This is a genomic window from Kribbella sp. CA-253562 (assembly GCF_050942265.1).
GTDB lineage: Bacteria > Actinomycetota > Actinomycetes > Propionibacteriales > Kribbellaceae > Kribbella.
The window spans coordinates 6298394-6320801 of the sequence record NZ_CP192049.1 but is presented as its reverse complement, the minus strand read 5'-3'; the positions used below and the strand labels follow the sequence as shown (position 1 = coordinate 6320801).

Annotated in this window: 23 protein-coding genes and 1 tRNA gene; 15 read left to right on the top strand and 9 right to left on the bottom strand. The window is 70.8% G+C overall.

The genetic code is table 11. The features are described from left to right. Positions 1–74: 74 nt before the first annotated feature. The 4 genes from ACQPXM_RS29710 to ACQPXM_RS29695 are packed head-to-tail and all read right to left on the bottom strand — an operon-like array spanning position 75 to position 4592. Entirely contained in the window at positions 75–1613 is a 1539-nt protein-coding gene (locus ACQPXM_RS29710; protein ID WP_432939562.1) for a precorrin-2 C(20)-methyltransferase, read from the bottom strand. Next, positions 1610–2242, bottom strand: a complete 633-nt coding sequence (locus ACQPXM_RS29705) for a precorrin-8X methylmutase (RefSeq protein WP_432939560.1) — start codon at positions 2240–2242, stop codon at positions 1610–1612. Before ACQPXM_RS29705 ends, ACQPXM_RS29710 begins: the two co-directional genes overlap by 4 nt. Continuing rightward, a complete protein-coding gene (locus tag ACQPXM_RS29700; protein WP_432939557.1) occupies positions 2239–3339 on the bottom strand; it encodes a precorrin-3B synthase in 1101 nt (366 codons plus the stop codon). Before ACQPXM_RS29700 ends, ACQPXM_RS29705 begins: the two co-directional genes overlap by 4 nt. Before the next feature lie 47 nt (positions 3340–3386). Next, a complete protein-coding gene (locus ACQPXM_RS29695; RefSeq protein WP_432939555.1) occupies positions 3387–4592 on the bottom strand; it encodes an MFS transporter in 1206 nt (401 codons plus the stop codon). 102 nt (positions 4593–4694) lie between these two features. Here ACQPXM_RS29695 and ACQPXM_RS29690 point away from each other — a divergent pair, with 102 nt between their 5' ends. Then, positions 4695–5198 (top strand): DinB family protein, encoded by a 504-nt coding sequence (locus ACQPXM_RS29690; protein ID WP_432939553.1) that lies wholly within the window; start codon positions 4695–4697, stop codon positions 5196–5198. 3 nt (positions 5199–5201) lie between these two features. Here ACQPXM_RS29690 and cobF read toward each other — a convergent pair whose 3' ends face one another. Beyond that, positions 5202–5954 carry a precorrin-6A synthase (deacetylating) gene (cobF, locus tag ACQPXM_RS29685; RefSeq protein WP_432939551.1) on the bottom strand — a complete coding sequence of 251 codons (753 nt, stop codon included), beginning with the start codon at positions 5952–5954 and terminating at the stop codon, positions 5202–5204. Positions 5955–6068: 114 nt separating this feature from the next. On the opposite strand from cobF, the gene ACQPXM_RS29680 reads away from it, so the two are divergent. Both ACQPXM_RS29680 and ACQPXM_RS29675 read left to right on the top strand, forming a co-directional pair. Then, positions 6069–7172: a DNA alkylation repair protein gene (locus ACQPXM_RS29680; RefSeq protein ID WP_432939548.1), complete on the top strand. Its 1104-nt coding sequence runs from the start codon at positions 6069–6071 to the stop codon at positions 7170–7172. Beyond that, on the top strand, positions 7169–7549 hold the full coding sequence (locus tag ACQPXM_RS29675; RefSeq protein WP_432939546.1) for a nuclear transport factor 2 family protein: 381 nt from the start codon (positions 7169–7171) through the stop codon (positions 7547–7549). The genes ACQPXM_RS29680 and ACQPXM_RS29675 overlap by 4 nt, the downstream gene beginning before the upstream one ends. Here the strand turns inward: ACQPXM_RS29675 and ACQPXM_RS29670 are convergent, their stop codons facing one another. Then, positions 7550–8647: a tartrate dehydrogenase gene (locus ACQPXM_RS29670; RefSeq protein WP_432939543.1), complete on the bottom strand. Its 1098-nt coding sequence runs from the start codon at positions 8645–8647 to the stop codon at positions 7550–7552. It lies immediately after the preceding gene. A 154-nt stretch (positions 8648–8801) separates the two neighbouring features. Between ACQPXM_RS29670 and ACQPXM_RS29665 the strand changes: the two genes are divergently transcribed. Beyond that, positions 8802–9674, top strand: a complete 873-nt coding sequence (locus ACQPXM_RS29665; protein ID WP_432939541.1) for an LLM class F420-dependent oxidoreductase — start codon at positions 8802–8804, stop codon at positions 9672–9674. 40 nt (positions 9675–9714) lie between these two features. Continuing rightward, entirely contained in the window at positions 9715–10320 is a 606-nt protein-coding gene (locus tag ACQPXM_RS29660; protein WP_432939538.1) for a TetR/AcrR family transcriptional regulator, read from the top strand. Positions 10321–10368: 48 nt separating this feature from the next. On the opposite strand, the gene zwf is transcribed toward ACQPXM_RS29660, so the two are convergent. Next, entirely contained in the window at positions 10369–11868 is a 1500-nt protein-coding gene (gene zwf, locus ACQPXM_RS29655) for a glucose-6-phosphate dehydrogenase (RefSeq protein ID WP_432939536.1), read from the bottom strand. Positions 11869–12044: 176 nt separating this feature from the next. On the opposite strand from zwf, the gene ACQPXM_RS29650 reads away from it, so the two are divergent. Genes ACQPXM_RS29650 through ACQPXM_RS29635 form a run of 4 tightly spaced genes read left to right on the top strand, consistent with a single transcriptional unit; the run spans position 12045 to position 15396 of the window. Continuing rightward, positions 12045–12380: a YciI family protein gene (locus tag ACQPXM_RS29650; RefSeq protein WP_432939534.1), complete on the top strand. Its 336-nt coding sequence runs from the start codon at positions 12045–12047 to the stop codon at positions 12378–12380. Further along, on the top strand, positions 12373–13629 hold the full coding sequence (locus tag ACQPXM_RS29645) for an RNA polymerase sigma factor (RefSeq protein ID WP_432939532.1): 1257 nt from the start codon (positions 12373–12375) through the stop codon (positions 13627–13629). The genes ACQPXM_RS29650 and ACQPXM_RS29645 overlap by 8 nt, the downstream gene beginning before the upstream one ends. A gap of 49 nt (positions 13630–13678) precedes the next feature. Next, a complete protein-coding gene (locus tag ACQPXM_RS29640) occupies positions 13679–14299 on the top strand; it encodes a maleylpyruvate isomerase family mycothiol-dependent enzyme (RefSeq protein WP_432939529.1) in 621 nt (206 codons plus the stop codon). Between the two features lie 38 nt (positions 14300–14337). Then, on the top strand, positions 14338–15396 hold the full coding sequence (locus tag ACQPXM_RS29635) for a lipoate--protein ligase family protein (RefSeq protein WP_432939527.1): 1059 nt from the start codon (positions 14338–14340) through the stop codon (positions 15394–15396). 21 nt (positions 15397–15417) lie between these two features. Here the strand turns inward: ACQPXM_RS29635 and ACQPXM_RS29630 are convergent, their stop codons facing one another. After that, entirely contained in the window at positions 15418–16254 is an 837-nt protein-coding gene (locus ACQPXM_RS29630) for a PhzF family phenazine biosynthesis protein (RefSeq protein ID WP_432939525.1), read from the bottom strand. Positions 16255–16396: 142 nt separating this feature from the next. Continuing rightward, positions 16397–16468 (bottom strand) — tRNA-Arg (locus tag ACQPXM_RS29625). A gap of 199 nt (positions 16469–16667) precedes the next feature. Between ACQPXM_RS29625 and ACQPXM_RS29620 the strand changes: the two genes are divergently transcribed. The 6 genes from ACQPXM_RS29620 (at position 16668) to ACQPXM_RS29595 (ending at position 22408) form a co-directional block, all read left to right on the top strand. Then, complete coding sequence (locus ACQPXM_RS29620; RefSeq protein WP_432939523.1) at positions 16668–16853, top strand: PspC domain-containing protein; 186 nt, start codon at positions 16668–16670, stop codon at positions 16851–16853. Between the two features lie 43 nt (positions 16854–16896). Next, positions 16897–17415: a hypothetical protein gene (locus ACQPXM_RS29615; RefSeq protein ID WP_432939521.1), complete on the top strand. Its 519-nt coding sequence runs from the start codon at positions 16897–16899 to the stop codon at positions 17413–17415. A 78-nt stretch (positions 17416–17493) separates the two neighbouring features. After that, positions 17494–17970, top strand: coding sequence for a hypothetical protein (locus tag ACQPXM_RS29610; protein WP_432939519.1), 477 nt, complete (start codon positions 17494–17496; stop codon positions 17968–17970). Between the two features lie 93 nt (positions 17971–18063). Then, on the top strand, positions 18064–19722 hold the full coding sequence (gene argS / locus ACQPXM_RS29605) for an arginine--tRNA ligase (protein ID WP_432939517.1): 1659 nt from the start codon (positions 18064–18066) through the stop codon (positions 19720–19722). Then, positions 19719–21122: a diaminopimelate decarboxylase gene (gene lysA, locus ACQPXM_RS29600; RefSeq protein ID WP_432939514.1), complete on the top strand. Its 1404-nt coding sequence runs from the start codon at positions 19719–19721 to the stop codon at positions 21120–21122. Before argS ends, lysA begins: the two co-directional genes overlap by 4 nt. Continuing rightward, a complete protein-coding gene (locus ACQPXM_RS29595) occupies positions 21119–22408 on the top strand; it encodes a homoserine dehydrogenase (RefSeq protein ID WP_432939512.1) in 1290 nt (429 codons plus the stop codon). The genes lysA and ACQPXM_RS29595 overlap by 4 nt, the downstream gene beginning before the upstream one ends.

Here is a 22408-nt window from a genome sequence, read left to right as displayed (position 1 = left end):
ATCTCCTCACAAGGGCGCCTCGTGCCGGGGGCCTACCCAAGGAGCGCGGGTCTCACTCGCTTCGGCCGGCAGACTTAACCGGCCCCTTGCGGATAGCGACGCGGAGTGAACACCAGCGGCCCGGCCGGCCGCTCGACCGAGCGGGTCTGGGAGGACCCGATCAGCAGCAGGCAGCGCATGTCGACCGTGGCCGGGTCGAGCTCGCCGAGCGTGGTGATCGTGACCGATTCGCTCGCGCCGCCGACGTCGCGGCCGACCACGACCGGCGTACCGGGGTCGCGGTGCTCGAGCAGCAGGTCGCGGGTCGCGGCGACCTGCCAGGTGCGCGACTTGGACGCCGGGTTGTAGATCGCGATCGCCAGGTCCGCCGTCGCCGCCGCGGTCAGACGGGCAGCGATCACGTCCCACGGCTTGAGGCGGTCCGACAGCGACAGCACGCAGTAGTCGTGGCCGAGTGGAGCACCGGCGCGGCTGGCGACGGCCTGGGCGGCGGTCATCCCGGGCAGGACCCGGACGGCGATGTCGGCGTACTCGGGCTCGGCGGCGACCTCGGTGACCGCGCTGGCCATCGCGAAGACGCCGGGATCACCGGAGGACACGACCACGACGCGCGACCCCTTGCGGGCGAGGTCGAGCGCGAAGGCCGCGCGCTCGGACTCCACCTTGTTGTCCGACGCGTGCTTGCGCTGCCGGGCCCGGTCGGGCAGGCGGTCGACGTACGGGCCGTAGCCGATCACGTCGTCGGCGTTCGCCAGGGCGGCGCGGACTTCCGGGGTCATCCACTCGGGGCCGGCCGGCCCGAGGCCGACGACGGTCACGGACCCGTCGGTGCCGACGGGCTGTTCCTCCCGCGTCCCCACGAGCGACTGGACTTCGTCGGGCGCGCGGAAGGTGTTGTTGATCGGGCTCGGAAGGAGCGCCAACGAGAAGTACGGCACCGACTCCGGGTCTACCTCACTGAGCGGCAACGTCCGCTGGGTTTGCGTCGTCGCGCGTTCGACGTACCAGGCCTCGTCGGCGCGGCCGGCCAGCTCGAACGCCTCGCGCACGTTGCCGAAGGTGCGCCCGAGCTTCATCACCGCGGCCGCGTCGGTCTCCCGCAGCTTCTGCGCGAGGATGTCCGGCGGCAGCGTGCCGGGCAGCACGGTGAGGATCTCGTCGCGCTCGCACAACGGCCGGCCGAGGACGGCGGCCGCCGCGCTCACCGACGTCACGCCCGGCACGACCTCGCAGTCGTAGCGGTCGGTCAGCCGCTTGTGCATGTGCATGTAGGAGCCGTAGAAGAGCGGATCACCCTCGGCCAGTACGACGACGTCGCGCCCGGCGTCGAGGTGCGCGGCCAGCCGCGCGGCGCACTCGGCGTAGAAGTCGTCCATCGCGCCCTGGTAGCCGCCCGGGTGATCGGTCGTCTCGGTGGTCAGCGGGTAGACCAGGTGCTCCTCGAGCTGACCGTCGCGCAGGTACGGCGCCGCGACCGACCGGGCGATGCTGCGGCCGTGCCGCGCACTGTGGAACGCGATCACGTCCGCGGCGCCGATCAGTCGCGCGGCCTTCACCGTCACCAGTTCGGGGTCGCCCGGACCGAGCCCGACACCCCACAGCCGTCCGGTCACTCTTCCTCGCTCGCGATCGCGTTGATGGCGGCGGCGCTGATCGCGCTGCCACCCCGGCGCCCACGGACGACCAGGTACTCCAGCCCCAGGTCGTTGGCCGCGAGCGCTTCCTTGGACTCGGCCGCGCCGATGAACCCGACCGGGATGCCCAGTACGGCGGCCGGTTTCGGCGCACCGGCCTCGATCAGCTCCAGCAGCCGGAACAACGCCGTCGGAGCGTTGCCCACTGCAACCACTGACCCTTCCAGCCGGTCGATCCACAGGTCGAGGGCGGCGGCACTGCGGGTGGTCCGCAACTGCTGCGCCAGCTCCGGCACGCGTGGATCGCTCAGCGTGCAGACGACCTCGTTGTCCGCGGGCAACCGCCGCCGGGTGACACCGGCCGCGACCATCGCGGCGTCGCAGAAGATCGGCGCCCCCTGCCGCAGAGCCTCCCGGGCGGCCTTCACCACACCGGTCGACCAGGCCAGGTCGGCCACCAGGTCGGTCATGCCGCAGGCATGGATCATCCGGACGGCGACCTGCGCCACGTCCGGCGGCAGGTCCCCGAGCGCGGCCTCGGCCCGGATCGTCGCGAACGACCGCCGGTAGATCTCGGCCCCGTCGGTCTCGTACTCGTACTGGCTCACCGCATCCTCATCACACTCTGCTCGGCGGTCACGGCGGCAGAGCCGTCGACCGAGTACCCGTCGGTCAGCGCGAGCACGTCCACGAAGTCTCCCGCAGGCTGCCCACACCGCCGCTCACAACCGGACCAGTGCACCGGCCGCCGCCCGGCCGGCACCATCCCGGCCACCCGCCGCGCGTCCCGCCGTACGTCGGCCAGCGCCTTGCCGCAGCCAGGACGACCCGCGCAGGCGGTCATCCGGTTCCACGGCGACTCCTCGTCCATCACGAGCCCCGCCGCCACCAGTCGCTCGACGTCTCCGCCGACTACCACGACGGATCGCCAGGGGGTGACCCGAAGCTGGTCGGCGTCGGCCAGCACGGCAGCCTGCTCCGGGCCGAGGCTTCCCAGCGGCACGGTGGCCACCAGCAGCTCCGGACCGCGCATCCCAGCGCGCACTGGGTCGCCTGGTGATGCCGGCTGACCAGCTGACTTGCTGTAGCCCAGTCTGCTCAGCACTTTGAGCACCCCCTCGGCCAGCTCGCCCAGCCGCCACGCAGCCGACAGCTGAGCCTCGCGCTCGTCCAGAAACGCTTGAGCGGCCTGCAGCATCACTCGCGGAACATCCACAGGGTCGAGCTGCACTCCGGTGTCCTCACCGCCCAGCAGCAGCGCCGCGTGGTCACCCGTCAGGCGCACGCCGACATCAGCGCCGATGGCAGCCAGGTCACCGCGCCCGTCGTCGAGCGTGAACAGGAAGCGCCCCGGCAACTCCGTCAGCCGTGGAGTCGCACACAGCTCGCGGTCCAAGGCGGCCACCAGCGGTTGTACGTCGTACTGGCTGTGCTGGTCGAGCCCGGACAGGGGAGAGGCGAGGATGTTGCGCACTCGCTCGTGGGTGAGCGACGGGAGTAGGCCGGCGGCGTACAGGCGGTCGGAGAGTTCCCTGGGTGCTCCGGGCTGCAAAGCGCGGATCTGGATGTTGCCCCGCGAGGTCAGCTCCAGGTTCCCGTCGCCGAGGTCGCCGGAAGCCTCAGCGAGGACACGCAGCTGCGCAGGACTCACCACGCCGCCCGGCAGTCGCACTCGGGCCAGCCCGCCGTCAGCTGCCTGATGCACAGAGAGCACGCCAGGACAGCGGTCCGGTTCACTCCTCCCAGCGCTGGTCACAGCCGTGATGCTACGTCCCGCCCATCCCCTGTGTTCTGCGTCACTGACTCCAACGCCAGCACTCCCACCATCAGCAGGGCGGTCAGCCCGCCGGCCACCATCACCACCGACACGGTCGTCCGGTCGAGCAACAGGCCACCCACCAGCGCCCCGGCCGACAGCGTCGCCTGGAACGACGAGGTGAACAGCACAGTCGCCGCCTCCCGGGCGTGCGGAGCCGCCGCGGCGAACCAGGTCATCGAGCAGACCGGCACCGCGCCGTACGCGAGTCCCCATGCCACCAGCAGTCCGGCCGCGCCGAGCGTCGTCCGGCCGGCCAACGGCAGCAGCAACGTCGCCAGTGCCAGCAAGCAGGCCGCGCCCCCGAAGGTGAGCCGCAGCCACCGGTCGACGGTCAGCCCGGCCACTGCGTTCCCCATCAGGCCGGCGACTCCGTAGGCCAGCAGCAAGATGCTCACCAGCTCCGGCCGGACGCCGGTCACCTCACGCAGGAACGGCGTCACATAGGTGTAGGTGCCGAAGTGCGCGACCACAATCAAACAGGTCGCCACCAACCCGAGCTGCGTCTGCTTGAGCCGCAGCACCTCCCACAGCACCGCCGGTCTGGTGACCTGCTCGGCCGGCAATGGCGGCACGAAGACCACCAACGCCATCAGCACCAGCAGGCTCAGCCCACCAAGCACCACGAACGGCAGCCGCCACCCACCGAGCTCGCCGAGCCAGGTCCCCGCCGGTACGCCGAGCACCGACCCCAGCGGCACGGCCGAGAAGATCACCGCGGTCGCCCGTCCGACCTGATGCTCCGGCACCAACCGTCCCGCCAGCCCGGCTCCGATCGACCAGAACCCGCCGATCACCAGCCCGACCAGCACCCGTGATACCAGCTCCAGCCAGTACACGTGGGCCACAGCAGCCAGGACGTCTGCCCCGGCCAGCACGACCATCAGCAACCCGAGCATGGCCCTGCGATCGACCCGCCCGGTCGTCACGGTCACCACCGGCGCCGCCACGGCCGCGACCAGTCCAGGCGCCGTCATCAGCCATCCGGTCCGCCCCGGCGACAGCCCGAAGTCCTGCCCGATCGGCGTCAGCAAGCCGATCGGCAGGATCTCGACGGTGACGATGGAGAAGATCCCCAGCGTCACCGCCACGACGCCGAGCCACCGGACCACCGGCGTACGCACCAAGACAGCAGCAGACATGCCACCACTCCAGCTGGTTGCCACCAGCAACTCCGGCGGTTTCGCGCCGTCCTGGTACTACGGTGGTCACTCCGACCCGTGCGAACAGGACGAAGGCCGACCATGCCCCTGCGCGACCGCCCTTGGCCCGCCGCCGACGCCACGCTGCGCGAGTCCGTGCTCGGCTTCCTCCAGGCCGTCCACACCACCGCCGTCAACAAGCTGGACGGGCTGGACGAGCAGCAGGCCCGCGCGACGCCGCTGCCGACGTCCCCGGTGATGAGTCCGCTCGGTCTGGTCAAGCACCTGACGGCCGTCCAGCGCGAGCACGTCCAGCGCCGGATCGGCGGCCAGGACTTGCCGTCGCTGTGGCGGTCCGACGACCACGACTTCGAGTTCCGGATCGGTCCGGACGAGACGATCGCCTCGGTGATCGCCGCGTACGACGACGAGTGGGCCCGCTCCCAGCAGACGCTGGCCACGGCGGACTGGTCAGCGTTCATGCCGGGCGGTGACACGCCGGTCAGGGTCGAGCGGATCCTCACCGACGTACTGCAGGAGTCGGCGCGTCATCTCGGCCACCTGGACATCCTGCGCGAGCTGATCGACGGTGCCCGCGGCGAATGAACGCTACCGGTGGTTGCGGCGCAGCAGGTAGGTGTCCATGATCCAGCCCTTGCGCTCGCGGGCCTCGGCGCGGACCTGTTCGATCTCGGCGGCCACCTCGGACAGCTTGCCGGACACCAGCAGCTCGTCCGGCGTCCCGAGGTAGGCGCCCCAGAAGATGTCCGCGTCCTGGTCGGTGTGCGCGGTGAACGCGGTCTGGGCGTCGAGCATCACCACGACGTCGTCGACCCCGTCCGGCCAGCTCTGCGCGAGCCGCCGGCCGGTGGTCACCTGGATCGGCTTGCCGACCTGGTTCAGCCCGATCCGGTGCTTGGCGGCCAGGGCCGAGACGCTGCTGATGCCGGGGATCACCTCGACGTCGAAGCTCAGCTCACCGCGCGCCTGGATGTCCTCGAGGATCGCCAGCGTGCTGTCGTAGAGGGACGGATCGCCCCAGACCAGGAACGCGCCGACCTGGTCGCCGGTCAGCTCGCACTCGATCAATCCCGCGCAGACGTCCGCCCGGCGCCGGCGCCAGTCGTCCACCGACTCGACGTACGCCGAACTGGTCCGGTCCCGGTCGGGGTCGCGGCCGACGACGACCTTGGCGTCCGGCGCGTGCCGCTGGAGGATCTCGGTCCGCAGGTCCACCAGCTCCTGCTTGACCTCGCCCTTGTCGAGCACGAAGAACACGTCGGCCCGCTCCACCGCCCGCACCGCCTGCAGGGTCAGGTGGTCCGGATCCCCGGCCCCGATCCCGATCACCAAGATCTCCATGCCGCGGAGCCTAGTGACCGGCTCACGGGCGGTGGGGGAGCGGGGTTGTCGGTGGCGGCTCGTACGCTCGATCTCAGCGGCTCGCCGAGGGCCGCCCGACCACCGGGGAGACGTGTGCCGACCGCCGAAGAAATGCTCAGCACCAGCGCGGTGGCGGCCTTGGGGTCGATCCTGCACGAGGTCGATCCGAGGCTGCAGTTGACGGCTCTGCGCGCCGCGCCGGCGGCCCTGCCCGGTACGAGGTTCAGCGAGCGCGGCCGTCTGGTCCGGGATGCGCTGCTCGCCGATCTGCCGCCCGGCTTCGAGCCGGTCGACGAGCTGTTCCGGGCCGCCCTGACCCTTGAGGATTTCACCGGCTGGATGATCTGGCCGGTCACCGAAGCCGTCGCTGTCCGAGCGATTGAAGCGGTCGAGTTCGAGCGCGGGCTCGAGCTGCTCGCGCTGCTGACGCCTCGCCTCACCGCCGAGTTCGCGCTGCGGACCTTCCTCGCGGCCGACCTCGACCGCACGCTCGCGGTCGTGACCACCTGGACCGACCACCCCGACGAGCACGTCCGCCGCCTCGCCAGCGAAGGCACCCGCCCGCGCCTCCCGTGGGCCAAGCAGGTCCGCGAGATCCTCGCCCGCCCGGCCGTCACCCGCCCGATCCTCGACGCCCTGCGCCGCGACGACTCGTCGTACGTGCGCCGCTCGGTCGCCAACCACCTCAACGACGTCAGCCGCGCCGACCCCGCTCTCGCCGTGCAGATCGCGGCCGCCTGGCTCGAGGACTCCGCGCCGACGACTCCGCAGCTCGTCCGGCACGCACTCCGCACGCTGATCAAGGCCGGCGACCCCGACGCCCTGGAGCTGCTCGGCTACGCCCCACCCGCCGGCCTCACAGTCGACGGCCCGGCGCTGTCGACCGCCGGGGTCACCGTGGGGGAGTCCCTCGAGTTCAGCTTCGACGCGCGCAACCACGGCACCGACGAGGTCCGCCTGGCGATCGACTACGTCGTCCACCACGTGAAGGCCAACGGCACGCTCGCGCCCAAGGTCTTCAAGCTCACCACCCGCACGCTGGCGCCCGGGGAGTCGATCCGGCTGGCCAAGCGGCACTCGTTCAAGCCGATCTCCACCCGCCGGTACTACCCCGGCGAGCACGCCCTGGAGTTGCAGATCAACGGCCGGCCCTTCGGTCGCGCCACCTTCACCCTCTCCACGGAAGGCAGCCGATGACCATCCCGACCCCGCCCGACCCGACCGTCGCCGAGACCGTGAAGCACCTGCCGCACGCGATCACGGCGTACCTGCGCGAGACCCAGCCCGGGCGCAAGGCGAACTTCCACGACCTGCTGCCGGCCTTCGCCGAGGACGCCACGGTCCTGGACGACGGCAAGACCTACACCGGCCACGACGAGATCCGGCACTGGCGCGAAACCGAGGTCACCGAGTACACCTACACCTCCGAGCTCACCCACGCCGAGAAGCTCGACGACTCGCACTGGGTGCTCACCCACCATCTGGAAGGCGACTTCCCCGGCGGCCAGGTCGATCTCATCCACCGCTTCACGCTGGCCGACGACGTGATCATCTCGCTGGAGATCGCGCCCTGATCACCGAGCGGTCAGCTGGTCCAGCACCGCCTGCGTGAAGCTCGCCGTCGTCGCGGTCCCGCCGAGATCGGGCGTGCGGACCTCCTGGGCAGCCAGTACGCCGGCGATCGCGGTCTCGACCTCGGCGGCGGCTTCGGGATGGCCGAGGTGGTCGAGCATCATCGCGGCGGTCGAGATCGCCCCGATCGGGTTGGCGACGCCGCGGCCCGCGATGTCCGGCGCCGAGCCGTGCACGGGCTCGAACAGCGACGGGAAGTCGCGTTCGGGGTTGAGGTTGGCGGCCGGGGCGATCCCGATGCCGCCGGCAACGGCCGCGGCCAGGTCGCTGAGGATGTCGCCGAACAGGTTCGAGGCGACGATCACGTCGAACCGCGCGGGGTCGAGGACCAGCTTCGCGCTCAGCGCGTCGATGTGCTCCTGGTCCCAGCGCACCCCCGGGAACAACTTGGTGCGCTCGGCAACGATCTCGTCCCAGAACGGCATCGTGTGCACGATCCCGTTCGACTTGGTGGCCGAGGTGACGTAGCCGGTCCGCTGCTGGGCCGCGGCCTCGCCGTACCCGCGTCGCCGCTCGGCCAGCGCCAGCCCGTAGTCGACCAGCCGGGTCACCCCGGCGCGGGTGAACACGGCCTGCTGGACCGCGAGCTCGTCCGGGAAGCCGCGGCTCATCCGCCCGCCGATCTCGCTGTACTCGCCCTCGACGTTCTCCCGGACCACGACCAGGTCGACCTCGCCCGCCACCGCACGGCGTACCGGGCTGTCGAGGCCTTCGAAGACCCGGATCGGCCGCAGGTTCACGTACTGCTGGAACTGCCGCCGGATCGGGATCAGCAACCCCCACAGCGACACGTGATCCGGTACGCCGGGAAAGCCGACCGCGCCGAGGAAGATCGCGTCGTGGCCGCGGATCCGGTCCAGGCCGTCGGCCGGCATCATCGACCCCTCGGCCAGGTACCGCTCGCAGGACCAGTCGAACTCGTCGTAGCCGAAGCTGATCGCGTGCCGCCGGCCGACCGCCTCGAGCACACCCAGGGCGGCGGGCACCACCTCGCGGCCGATGCCGTCGCCGGGGATGAGGGCAATCCGGTGCGTCGTCATGGCCAGATCAGATCAGCGATCGGCCCGCCGCGTCCACGACCGGTCCGCGTCCGGCGAGATCGCGCCGCTCGCCGATTGCCGCTGCCGGATCGGGAAGCATCGTGGACGGCCGGGTGTTGACCGACTGCAGACTGCAACGAGAGGACTCACTTCCATGGACATCGGTCTGCAGATCCCCGACTTCACCTGGCCGAACGGCCCGAGCGCGCTCGGCCCGGAGCTCGCCGCCGTCGCCCGCACCGCCGACGACGCCGGGTTCCGGTACCTCGCGGTGATGGACCACTTCTTCCAGATCAGCGCCGTCGGCCCGACCGAGAACGACATGCTCGAGGCCTACACCACGCTCGGATTCCTCGCGGCGCACAGCGAGCGCGCCAAGCTGCTGACCGTGATCACCGGAGTGCACTACCGCGAGCCGGGGCTGCTCGCGAAGGCGGTCACCACGCTGGACGTGCTGTCCGGCGGGCGCGCGATGCTCGGCATCGGCGCCGGCTGGAACGAGGAGGAGTCGCGCGGTCTCGGTTTCCCGTTCCCGCCCCTGGCCGAGCGGTTCGAGCGGCTGGAGGACACCGTCCGCTACGTGCTGCGGATGTGGTCCGCCGACGACGGCCCGTTCGCGGGCAAGCACTACCGGGCCGACCGGCTGCTGAACGTGCCGCAGGCGCTCAGCCGGCCGCATCCGCCGATCATGATCGGCGGGGGTGGCGAGCGGAAGACGCTGCGCCTGGTCGCGCAGTACGCGCAGGCCTGCAACCTGTTCAACACGCCTGACCTGGAGCACAAGCTCGACGTACTTCGGCAGCACTGCGACACCGTCGGCCGTGACTACGACGAGATCACCAAAACCGTGTACCAGCCGCTCGACACCGGTGCGCACGGCGGGAAGACCCAGCAGTTGATCGACGAGCTCGGCCGGCTGCACGGGCTCGGTGTCCAGGTCGCGATCGGCGCGGTCCCGGGCGTGCAGCAGCTGGACCGGTTGGAGCGCATCGGCGCCGACGTCATCCCGGTCGCCGCGGCCTTCTAGCCGGCGAGGTCCGGGCCGGGGCGCCGGTAGGCTGAAACGCATGGAACGGGTGCTGACGGCGAAGGGTGCCGCGACGCGGCAGCGGATCGTCGACGGGGCCGCGCTGCTGATCCGCGAGCAGGGTGTGGCGAACGTCGGACTGGACGACATCCGCGCCGCGACCGCGACCAGCAAGAGCCAGTTGTTCCACTACTTTCCCGACGGCAAGGCCGACCTGATGCTGGCGGTCGCGCGCCGGGAGGCCGATCAGGTGATCGCCGAGCAGTTGCCGGAGCTCGGCGATCTCACCACCTGGCGGAAGTGGCAGGCGTGGCGCCGGCGGGTGATCACGATGTACGACGAGCAGCGCGACGGGTGTGCGCTCTCGGCGCTGACCGGGCAGCTCGGGACGGGCGGCACGGCCACGCGGCAGATCGTCGCCGACCTGCTCGACCGCTGGCTGGAGTACCTGGTGCGCGGCGTCGAGGCACTGCGCGGGTCGGGTGAGATCGACGCGTCGGTCGATCCGGTCCGCTCGGCGACGGCGATCCTCACCGCGGTCACCGGCGGCGCGACGATGCTCGTCGCCACCGGCCGGATCAACTACCTGGAGACCGCGCTGACCGAGGCGATCGACGACCTGCGCCGCCCCGCCCACGCCGGCTAGCGCGACAACGCCGGTGGCCCGCTACGACGGCGAGGGGAACGGCGTGGATCAGGGCTTGTTCTCGCGCCACTCGCGTTCGAACGGCAGCCGCCACGCCCGCGGCGCGATCAGCTGGTGGATCGCGTTCGGCCCCCAGGTGCCCGGTGCGTACGGCTTGACCGGCGGCGGGTCCTCGAGCAGCAGCGTCGAGTTCTCCCACAGCGACTCGATGCCCTCGGCGGTGGTGAACAGCGTGTGGTCCCCGCGCATCGCGTCCAGGATCAACCGCTCGTACGCCTCCAGCACGTCGGCCGCCGACTCCGTCTCCTGCGTCGAGAACTGCATCGACAGCTTCTCCAGCCGGAACCCCGGCCCGGGCCGCTTGCCGTAGAACGACAGCGAGACCCGCGACGAGTCGGCCAGGTCGAAGGTCAGGTGGTCCGGTCCCTGCGACCCGACGCCCGAGCCGGCCGGGAACATCGTCTTCGGCGCCTCCTTGAACGCGATCGAGATGATCCGCATCCCCTCGGCCATCCGCTTTCCGGTGCGCAGGTAGAACGGCACGCCGGCCCAGCGCCAGTTGTCGATCCCGACCTTCATCGCGATGAACGTCTCGGTGTCTGAGTCCGGCGCGACGCCGTCCTCGTGCCGGTAGCCGCTGTACTGGCCGCGGACGACGTCGGCCGGCTGGATCGGCAGCATCGAGCGGAAGACCTTGTTCTTCTCCTCCGAGATCGCTCGCGGCTCCAGCGCCGTCGGCGGCTCCATCGCGACGAACGCCAGCACCTGCAGCACGTGCGTGACGACCATGTCCTTGAACGCGCCGGTCGGCTCGTAGAACGTGGCCCGCTGGTCCAGGCCGAGCGACTCGGGGATGTCGATCTGGACGTGGTCGATGAAGTTGCGGTTCCAGATCGGCTCGAACAGCCCGTTGGCGAACCGGAAGGCGAGGATGTTCTGCGCCGCCTCCTTGCCGAGGAAGTGGTCGATCCGGAAGATCTGCGCCTCGTCGAAGGTCTCGTGCACGAAGTTGTTCAGCTCGACCGCGCTGGCCAGGTCGTCACCGAACGGCTTCTCCATCACCACCCGGGCCCGGTCGACCAGGTCGGCGTCGCGCAGCATCTCGATCACCGAGTGCGCGGCCTTCGGCGGCACCGACAGGTAGTGCAGGCGGCAGGTGTCCGGCCCGAGCAGCGCCTCGGCCTTGTGCACGGCCTCGGCGAGTCCGGCCGGACCGGCGTCGCGCGGCACGTACTCCAGCCGGTCGGCGAACTGCTCCCACTCCTCTTCGGTGATCTTGTGCGTCCCGTACATGTCGACCGCCAGCCGCGCGCGGGCCCGGAACTCCTCGTTGGTGAGCTGCTCGGTCGCCGTACCGACGATCCGTACGTCGGGCGCGAACCGGGACTGCTGCAGGTAGGCCAGCCCCGGCAGCAGCTTGCGCTTGGCCAGGTCACCGGTCGCGCCGAACAGCACGATCACGTGCGGCGCGAGCGGCTCGGGACCGCGCCGCGCCGGCCGCGATCCGGGTGCCGGGTAGGCGATCGTCTGGCTACGGGAGTCGGGCATTCTCGGTCCTCCTACGGATGACGCGCACCACGGGCCACAAGCGTGATCAGTCTAGGCGTGGAAGGTTGCCGGAACGGGCAGATGCAGGTGACATCGAGGCACCACCGGATTTGCGTACCGTGGGGTGTCCGTCGCGGTGCAAGCTGTTCGTCGGTGAGGTGAAGAGAGGAGTCCGGGTGAAGTACCTGTTGATGATCTGCGGGGACGAGTCGGCCGAGGAGCACGCCAACGACGGGTGTGGCGGCTGGTCGGAGGAGATGGAGGCTCGCGGCGTGGTCGAGGGCGGCGCCGGGCTGCGGCCGCCGCGGGAGGCGACGACCGTGCGGGTGCGCGACGACGAGGTGCTGCTCACCGACGGGCCGTTCGCGGAGACCAAGGAGCAGATCGGCGGGTTCGTGCTGATCGACTGCGCCGACCTGGACGAGGCGATCGAGATCGCGGCCAAGCACCCGGCGGCGACGTACGGGACGATCGAGATCCGGCCGCTGCTGGTGGGGCCGCCCGTTGGATGAGCGCCGCGCGGTGGACGTCGCCGACCAGCTGGACCGGGTGTTCCGGGAGGAGTGGGGCCAGGTGCTGGCCACGCTGATCCGGGTCACCGGGGACTGGGAGGTGGCCGAGGAGTGCGTGCAGGAGGCGTTCGCGGCGGCATTGCGGCGCTGGCCCGAGGACGGCGTACCGGACAAGCCGGGGGCCTGGCTGACGACGACGGCCCGGCGGCGGGCGATCGACTGGATGCGGCGTGAGGCGGTCGGGGCCGCGAAGCTGCGAGAGGTGGCGGTGATGACCGATCCCGACGGTGTCGCGGGTCCGGACGGTACGGCGTCGCCGCAGGAGCCGGCGAGCGCCGTCCAGGACGACCTGCTGCGGCTGATGTTCACCTGCTGCCACCCGGCGCTGGCGATGGAGACCCGTGTCGCGCTGACACTGCGGACGCTTGCCGGACTGACCACCGCGGAGATCGCGCGGGCCTTCCTGGTGGGGGAGGACACGATGTCCAAGCGGCTCACCAGGGGCAAGCAGAAGATCAAGCACGCGGGCATCCCGTACCGGGTGCCGCCGGACCACCTGCTGCCCGAGCGGACTCCCGCCGTACTGGCTGTGCTGTACCTGCTCTTCAACGAGGGGTACGCCGCGACTGCGGGCGCTGAGCTGGTGCGGAGCGGGCTGACCGAGGAGGCGATCCGGCTGGCGCGCCTGCTGGTGCGGCTGATGCCTGACGAGCCGGAGGCAACCGGGCTGCTCGCGCTGATGCTGCTGCACAACGCTCGGCGGGACACGCGGCTGACGCCGGACGGCGTACTGGTCACGCTGGAGGACCAGGACCGGACTCGCTGGCGGCTGGACGAGATCACCGAGGCCACGGACCTGCTGGACGCGGCACTACAGCGCCGGCGTCCGGGGCCCTACCAGGTCCAGGCGGCAATCGCTGCCTGCCATGCCACCGCGCCGACCGCGGCCGACACCGACTGGCCGCAGATCGCTGCGCTGTACGGGCAGCTGAAGCAGACACCGATCGTGCAGCTCAACCGCATCGTTGCCATCGGCATGGCCGACGGTCCGGGCGTGGGGCTCAAACTGCTGGACCAGCTGCAGGGTCTCGACGGCTACTACCTCGTCGCGGCGACCCGTGCGGACTTCCTGCGCCGGCTGGGCCGTACAACCGAGGCCGCCGCCGCTTACCGAGCTGCTCTGGAGCTGGTGAAGACCGCGCCCGAGCAGGCCTACCTGCAGCGACGGCTGCAGCAGCTGTCCGTCTAGCCCGGTTGTGTTCGTCGGTGGGGCAAGAACCATCGACGAGGAGGATCCGATGACCGACGTCCAGAGCGCCATCGCCGCCGAACGCACGGAGCTGGCCGCCGTACTGCGTGGCCTGTCCGCCGACGACTGGGACCGGATGACCCTGTGCGAGGGCTGGCGAGTGCGCGAGCTGGTGGCACACGTCGTGATGCCGTACCGCTATTCGACCGCACGCTTCGTCGCCGAACTGCTGAGGAGCCGCGGCAACTTCCACCGGATGGCCGACCGGCTGGCCCGCGCCGACGCGGCCGCGCTGACGCCCGACCAGCTCGTCCAGACCCTCGAGGACAACATCCACCATCCCTGGAAGCCCCCGGGCAGTGGCTACGACGCGGCGCTGTCCCACGACGTCATCCACGGCCTCGACGTCACCGTTGCCCTGGGCATCGACCGCCAGGTGCCACTGGACCGCCTCGCCATCGTCCTGGCCGGCTCCGGCCCGAAGCAGCTCAAGTACTTCGGCGTCGACCTGACCGGCGTCCAGCTGAGAGCAACGGACCTCGACTGGAGCCTCGGCACCGGCCACCCGGTCACCGGCGCCGCCCAGGACCTGCTGATGGTGATCTGCGGCCGCGCGCTCCCGGCCGGCCGCCTGCACGGCCCGGCCGCCGAACGCTTCACCACGGCCTGACCCGCGTTCGGGGGAACAACCGCCCGTCCGCGCCGGTTGTGGCTGACGTGCATGGTGAGTACAAGGTCCCGGGCGGGAAGCTCGTGGTGGCCGATCTCGAGGTTCCGGACGACACGGTGCTGCGGGCGCAGGTCAGCGGGGACTTCTTCCTGGAGCCCGAGGACGCGCTGCCGCGGATCAACGACGCCCTGGCCGGTACGCCGGTCAGCGCGCCCGCGGCTCAGGTCGCCGCGCGGGTCCGGGCCGCGCTGGGCGACGGCGTGGAGATGCTCGGGTTCTCGCCCGAGGCCGTGGCGGTCGCCGTACGGCGTGCGCTGACGGGGGCGACCGGCTGGCACGACCACGCGTGGGAGTTCGTGCACGACGTACCGCGGGAGCCGGCGCTGCAGATGGCGCTCGACGAGGTGCTGACCGAGCAGGTCGGGTCGGGCGAGCGGCCGCCGACGCTGCGGGTCTGGGAGTGGGCGTCGAACGCGGTGATCATCGGCAGCTTCCAGTCGCTGCGCAACGAGGTCGATCTCGCCGGCGCCGCCGAGCACGACGTGACCGTGGTCCGGCGGATCAGTGGCGGCGGCGCGATGTTCGTCGAACCGGGCAACACGATCACCTACTCGCTCTACGTGCCCGAATCTCTGGTCTCAGGCCTGTCGTACGTCGAGTCGTACGCGTTCCTCGACGACTGGGTGGTCGGCGCGCTCAACGAGCTCGGCATCGCCGCGACGTACCAGCCGATCAACGACATCACCTCGCCGGCCGGCAAGATCGCCGGCGCCGCGCAGAAGCGGTTCGCCGGGGGAGCGGTGCTGCACCACGTGACGATGGCCTACGACATGGACGCCGCGAAGATGGTGCAGGTGCTGCGGATCGGGCGCGAGAAGCTGTCCGACAAGGGCACCAAGAGCGCCGCCAAGCGCGTCGACCCGCTGCGCAGCCAGACCGGCCTGGACCGCGCCGACGTGATCGACCGGATGGTCGGCACGTTCCGCGGCCGCTACGGGCTCGCTCACGGCGAGATCTCGGCCGAGACCGTCGCCGAGGCCGAGGAGCGGGTCGTCAAGAAGTTCGGCACCCAGGAGTGGCTCCGCCAGGTCCCCTAGCGGATTGGCGCGGCGCTTGGGTCAGGAGATCGGCACCGCGGTGCCGCTGACGCGCACCCGCGGGTCGTTGTCGCGGAGCTCGACGGCGATGCGGCTGGGGCGGCCGAGGTCGTCTCCTTGGTGGAGCAGCAGCTCGACCGGGGGCTGTACCAAGCCCAGCTCGCGCAGGTAAGCGCCGAACGCGGCCGCTGCCGCACCGGTCGCGGGATCCTCGACGACACCGCCGACCGGGAACGGGTCGCGAACGTGGAACACGGTCTCCGACTCCCGCCAGACGAGCTGCAGCGTGGTCAGGTCGCGCTCGAGCATGTACGCGCGGAGCCGGTCGAAGTCGTAGTCCAGGTCGGCCAGCCGCTGGCGCGTCGACGCCGCGAGGACGAGGTGCCGGGCTCCGGCGTAGGCGACGTACGGCGGAAGCTCCGGATCCAGCTCATCAGCCTGCCAGCCGAGGATGCCGAGCACATCGGTCACGTCGGAGACTGCTTCGACGTGCGGCTCGACACTGGTCAGTGTGGCCCGCAGTCCGTCCGCGCCCGGCTCGACCACCACGGGCACCAGCCCGACCGGCGTCGAGAACACCAGCTCACCAGCACCGACCCGCTCGGCCAGCGCCACTGCGGTCGCCACCGTCGCATGCCCGCAGAACGGCACCTCCGCCTGCGGCGAGAAGTAGCGGATCGGGATCACCCCGTCGGCTCCCTGCGGGCCGCTGGTCAGGAACGCGGTCTCGGAGTAGCCGACCTCCGCGGCGACCGCCTGCATCGCGGCGTCGTCGAGCTCGCGGGCGTCCAGGACGACCCCGGCGGGGTTGCCACCGGCGGGATCGGCCGAGAAGGCGGTGTAGCGGAGGACGGTCATGCGCCCATCAAAACACCAACCGCCGTCAGCCGGGGTCCGGGGGCGAAGCCCCCGGGCGGGGTGTGGGGGTTGCACCCCCACCAAGCACAAAGGGCGATCCAAACTCGCGCTCTCCGCGAGTATGAACCGCCCAGATCGACCGCGCCCCCGGCAGGATTCGAACCTGCGCACCCGCCTCCGGAGGGCGGTGCTCTATCCCCTGAGCTACGGGGGCTCAGGAACGAGCAGAACAGTAGCAGGTGATGGCGTCAGGTCCCGAATCGGGCATCGGCGTGGTGGGTACCAGGGATGCCACAGGGCCCCGGGCCGGGATGACCCTGATCGGTCCCTGGGACCTCCGCGCGGCGGGATCGCCGTGACCAGGCCGAGCGTCATAGTGGGCGTAACCCTCACAGCCGAAAGGAAGTCCGACCATGGCTACCACTTTGGTCCGCCCGACCCGCAATCGCTGGATCGGCGGCGTCTGTGCCGGTCTGGCCCGCCGGTTCGGCACCACGCCGAACACCATGCGGCTGATCTTCGTGATCAGCTGCATCCTGCCCGGCCCGCAGTTCCTGATCTACCTCGTGCTGTGGGTACTGATGCCGTCGGAGGACTGACCACCTGCACGGCCCGGCGTACGGCCGTGAAACCCTGCTCCCCATGAGAGCAGGCCGCCGGGTGATCGTCGCCGTCGTACTGGCGATGCTCCCGGTGGTGGCCGGCTGCCAGGTCGGCCCCGCCCCGGCCGGTCCGGCCGAGACCCGCGAGGGTCCGCCGCCGTGGGACGCGCCGCGCGACGCGGTCTCCTACATCGACCAGGCCGGTATGGAACGCCTGCCGCTCGACTTCAGCGGCCCGATGCCCTACACGGTGAACCTCTCGGTGACCGTCGACGGTACGGCGGTGAAGATCCCGGCCGGGATCGGCGTCGACCGCGTGCGCGCCGAGCAGGCCGCCGTCCACACCCACACCGACGACGGGCTGGTCTACGTCGAGGCGAAGACCCAGGCCGAGCGGCCGACCTTGCGGCAGTTCTTCCAGCTCTGGGGCGTCCGGTACGACGGCAAGTGCGTCGGCGACGCGTGCGGCTCGGTCAAGGTCGAGCTGAACGGCAAACCGGTCGCCTGGGACACCAAACTGGTCCGCCAGAGCAAGATCCAGGTCACCGCGACCCGGTGAACCACCAGGCGGAACATTGCGTGGCAGGAAGGTGGCAGACTGCGACCGGTGACCCGCCCCCTGCGCTTGGCTGACCTCATGCGAACCAGTACGCCCCTGGCCGCCGCCGTCCTGGCCGTCGGGCTCACCGCGTGCGGTGGCGGGAGTGAGACCAGCGCGGGCCCGGCTGCGACCGACGGTTCGCCGCCGCCGGTGCAGGACTCCATCCCAACCCAGACCACTGCTGCTGCGCTCCCCACCGGCCCGCACGCCAAGGACGGCTTCAACTACCCGGCCTGCAAGGACGCCCGCTGCGAGATCTACGTGCGCACGGGCACGAAGGTCCCGTTGAAGCAGAGTGTGGCCGGCTTCGGCACGCTCCTGGTGAGCAAGGCGACCGCCAGCGGTGTCGACTTCACCGGCAAGAACCCCGACACCACCGGCAGCGTCGGCCAGCAGCCCGGCTATCGGGCCCGGATCGGCACGCTCGACGTGGTCACCGTCACGGTCAATCAGCGCCACCCCGCCGGCAACGGTGTGGAGACGCTTGCCATCCTTCGCCTCAGCCCGGCCTGACCCCGCCGTCCGGGACACGCCCGCGGTGGCGCCGGGTCCCGGCCTGTGGATGGCGGAGGTGGAGGCGCCGCCGCGGGCCATTAGGCTGAGCGGGTGACTCCGGAACAGCTCGCTGAGAAGATCCTGCAGGCCCTGACCGCGCTCGTCGACGACGGCACCATCACTGTCGACGGCGGGTTGCCGGGCGAGCTGAAGGTCGAGCGCCCCAAGAACCCCGAGCACGGGGACTACGCCACCAACGTCGCGATGCAGCTGGGCAAGCGGTCGGGGATGAACCCACGCGCCTTCGCCGAGCTGCTGGCCGCCAAGCTGGAGTCCGACGAGGCGATCACCGCCGTCGAGATCGCGGGCCCGGGCTTCATCAACATCCGGGTCGCGGCCGATGCCCAGGGCAAGATCGCGCAGGCGATCGTCGACGCCGGGCCGGAGTACGGGAGCAGTGACAGCCTCAAGGGGCAGGCGATCAACCTCGAGTTCATCTCCGCCAACCCGACCGGCCCGCTGCACCTGGGCCACACCCGCTGGGCCGCCGTCGGCGACGCGCTGGCGCGGGTGCTGACCAAGGCCGGCGCGGTGGTCACCCGCGAGTTCTACGTCAACGACCGCGGCGCCCAGATGGACAAGTTCGGCGCCTCGCTGAAGGCCGCCGCGCACGGTCAGCCGATCCCCGAGGACGGCTACCACGGCGCGTACATCATCGAGCTGGCCGAGCGGATCGTCCGGGAGGTCCCCGGCATCACCGAGCTGCCGGACGACGAGCAGACCGTCGCCTTCCGCGAAGCCGGGTACGAGCGGCAGCTCAAGGAGCAGCAGGACCAGCTCGACCACTTCCGGACCAAGTTCGACGTCTGGTACTCCGAGCGCAGCCTGCACGAGCAGGACGGCGTCGGCCACGCGATCGAGAAGCTGCGCGCCCAGGGCCATCTGTACGACGACGACGGCGCACTGTGGATGCGGACCACCGACTTCACCGACGACAAGGACCGCGTGCTGATCCGGTCCAACGGTGAGCCGACCTACTTCGCCTCCGACGCGGCGTACTACGTGAACAAGCGCGAGCGCGGCTTCGAGGTGGCGATCTACCTGCTCGGCGCCGACCACCACGGCTACGTGAACCGGCTGAAGGCGATCGCGGCCTGCGCCGGCGACGACCCCGAGCACAACATCGAGATCCTGATCGGCCAGCTGGTGAAGATCCTCAAGGGCGGCGAGGAGATGAAGCTGTCCAAGCGGGCCGGCACCATCGTCACGCTGGCCGAGCTGGTCGAGGAGGGCGGCGTCGACCCGTTGCGCTACACGCTGTGCCGCTACCCGGTCGACTCGCCGCTGACGCTGGACATCGAGGAGATGACCCGCCAGGTCAGCGAGAACCCGGTGTACTACGTGCAGTACGCGCACGCCCGGCTGGCCTCGATCCTGCGCAACGCCGACGACCTGGGCATCAAGCTGGACGAGTTCGACCCGGGCCTGCTCAGCCACGAGCGCGAGGGCGACCTGCTGCGCGCGCTGGCCGAGTTCCCGCGGATCGTCGCCACCGCGGCCGAGCTGCGCGAGCCGCACCGGATCGCCCGCTACCTGGAGGACACCGCGTCGGCGTTCCACAAGTTCTACGACAGCTGCCGGGTGCTCCCGCGCGGCGACGAGGAGGTGGAGCCGGTGCACAAGGCTCGCCTGACCCTGGTCGGTGCAACCAGGACCGTGCTCGCCAACGGGCTGGACCTGCTCGGCGTCTCCGCTCCGGAGCGGATGTGAGGGCGCACGAGGCGGGCACGCTGCACGCCGACATCGGGCACAAGGCGCCGCCGTGGCTGCGGGCGCCGCGCGACGTCAACGACCTGGTCCCGGCGCTGTGGTCGCACACCGCGAAGAAGAACGGTGACGGCGCGCTCGAGGTCGGTGGGGTCGACCTGCGCGAACTGGTCGCCGAGCACGGCAGCCCGGCGTACGTGCTGGACGAGGACGACTTCCGCAGCCGGGCGCGGGCGTTCAAGACCGCGTTCAAGGACATCGACGTGTACTACGCCGGCAAGGCGTTCCTGTGTACGACGGTGGTCCGCTGGGTGATGGAGGAGGGGCTCAACCTCGACATCTGCAGCGGTGGCGAGCTGGCCGTCGCGCTGCGCGCCGGCGCCGACCCGAAGCGGCTGGGTTTCCACGGCAACAACAAGTCCGAGCAGGAGCTGGCCCGGGCCCTCGACGCGGGCGTCGGCCGGATCATCGTCGACAGCCTGTACGAGATCGACCGGCTGATCGCGCTGGCCGCGGAGCGCGGCGTGGTCGCGCCGGTGATGGTCCGGGTCACCGCGGGCGTCGAGGCGCACACCCACGAGTACATCGCGACCGCGCACGAGGACCAGAAGTTCGGCTTCTCGATCACCTCCGGCGCGGCCTTCGAAGCCGTTGCCAAGGTCAACGAAGCCACCGAGCTGGAGCTGCTCGGCCTGCACTCGCACATCGGCTCGCAGATCTTCGACACCTCCGGCTTCGAGCTGGCCGCGAAGCGCCTGATCGCCTTGCACGCAAGGGTTTCCGACGAGCTCGGCGTCGACATGCCCGAGCTCGACCTGGGCGGTGGTTTCGGCATCGCCTACACCACGCAGGACGACCCGGCCGATCCCGCGCAGCTGGCCACCGAGATGACCAAGATCATCGAGCACGAGTGCCGGGCCTACGAGGTCGAGGTGCCGCGGGTGTCGATCGAGCCGGGCCGGGCGATCGTCGGGCCGGCGGTCTGCACGGTGTACTCGGTCGGCACCGTCAAGGAGGTCGCCCTGGACGCCGGCGCGTCCCGGACGTACGTGTCGGTCGACGGCGGGATGAGCGACAACATCCGCACCGCCCTGTACGACGCGGACTACTCCTGCACGCTGGCCAACCGGTACTCCGGCACCACGCCGACGCTGGCCCGTGTGGTCGGCAAGCACTGCGAGTCCGGTGACATCGTGGTCAAGGACGAGTTCCTGCCCTCCGACGTCGTCCCGGGCGACCTGGTCGCCGTACCGGGCACCGGTGCGTACTGCCGCTCGATGGCGAGCAACTACAACCACGTGCCGCGGCCACCGGTGATCGCGGTCAAGGACGGACAGACCCGCGTCGTCGTCCGGCGGGAGACCGAGGACGACCTGCTGCTGCTGGACATGGGGGCCGAATGAGCAAGCCACTGAAGGTCGCGCTGCTGGGCTGTGGCGTGGTCGGCACCGAGGTGGTGCGGATCCTCACCACCCGGGCCGACGACCTCGCCGCCCGGGTCGGCGCACCGCTGGAGATCGCCGGCATCGCCGTCCGCCGGGCCGGTCGCGAGCGGGACATCGCCGTCGACCCCGCGCTGATCACCACCGACGCGCAGGCGCTGGTCAGCCGTGACGACCTCGACCTGGTGATCGAGGTGATCGGTGGTCTGGAGCCGGCCCGCGGGCTGATCCTGACCGCGCTCGAGCACGGCGCCTCCGTGGTCACGGCGAACAAGGCGCTGCTGGCCGAGGACGGCCCGACGCTGTTCGCCGCCGCCGAGAAGTACGAGCGCGACCTGTACTTCGAGGCCGCCGTGGCCGGGGCGATCCCGATCCTGCGGCCGCTGCGCGAGTCGCTGGCCGGTGACGACGTGACCCGGGTGATGGGCATCGTCAACGGCACGACGAACTACATCCTGGACAAGATGGACTCCACCGGCGCCGGGTTCGACGAGGCGCTCGCCGAGGCCCAGGCGCTGGGGTACGCCGAGGCCGACCCGACCGCCGACATCGAAGGCTTCGACGCGGCGGCGAAGGCCGCGCTGCTGGCCAGCCTGGCCTTCCACACCCGGGTCTCGATCGCCGACGTGCACCGCGAGGGCATCACCGACGTGTCCGCGACCGACATCGCGTCGGCCCGCGCGATGGGCTGCGTGGTCAAGTCGCTGGCGATCTGCGAGCTGGACGAGGCGACCGACTCGGTCAGCGCCCGGGTCTACCCGGCGATGATCCCGCAGAACCACCCGCTGGCCTCGGTCCGGGACGCCTACAACGCCGTTTTCGTGGAATCCAAAGCGGCCGGCCAGCTGATGTTCTATGGTCGTGGTGCCGGCGGCGCCCCGACGGCCAGTGCAGTCCTCGGGGATCTGGTGTCCGCCGCGCGCAACCGGCTCAAGGGAGTGCCGGGGGTCGGCGAGTCGTCGTACACCCAGCGAGCCGTGCGGCCGATGGGCGACGCGATGACCCGCTACCACGTGTCGCTGGACGTGGCCGACAAGGCCGGTGTGCTGGCGGCGGTGGCCCACGCGTTCTCCGAGCACGACGTGTCGATCCAGACCGTCCGCCAGGAGGGCCGGGGCGGTGACGCGCAGCTCGTCGTGGTCACCCACACCGCCACCGACGCCGCGCTCTCGGCCACCGTGGATTCCCTGCGCGACATGGACATCGTTCGTGAAGTCAGCAGTGTGATGCGGGTAGAAGGAGACTAG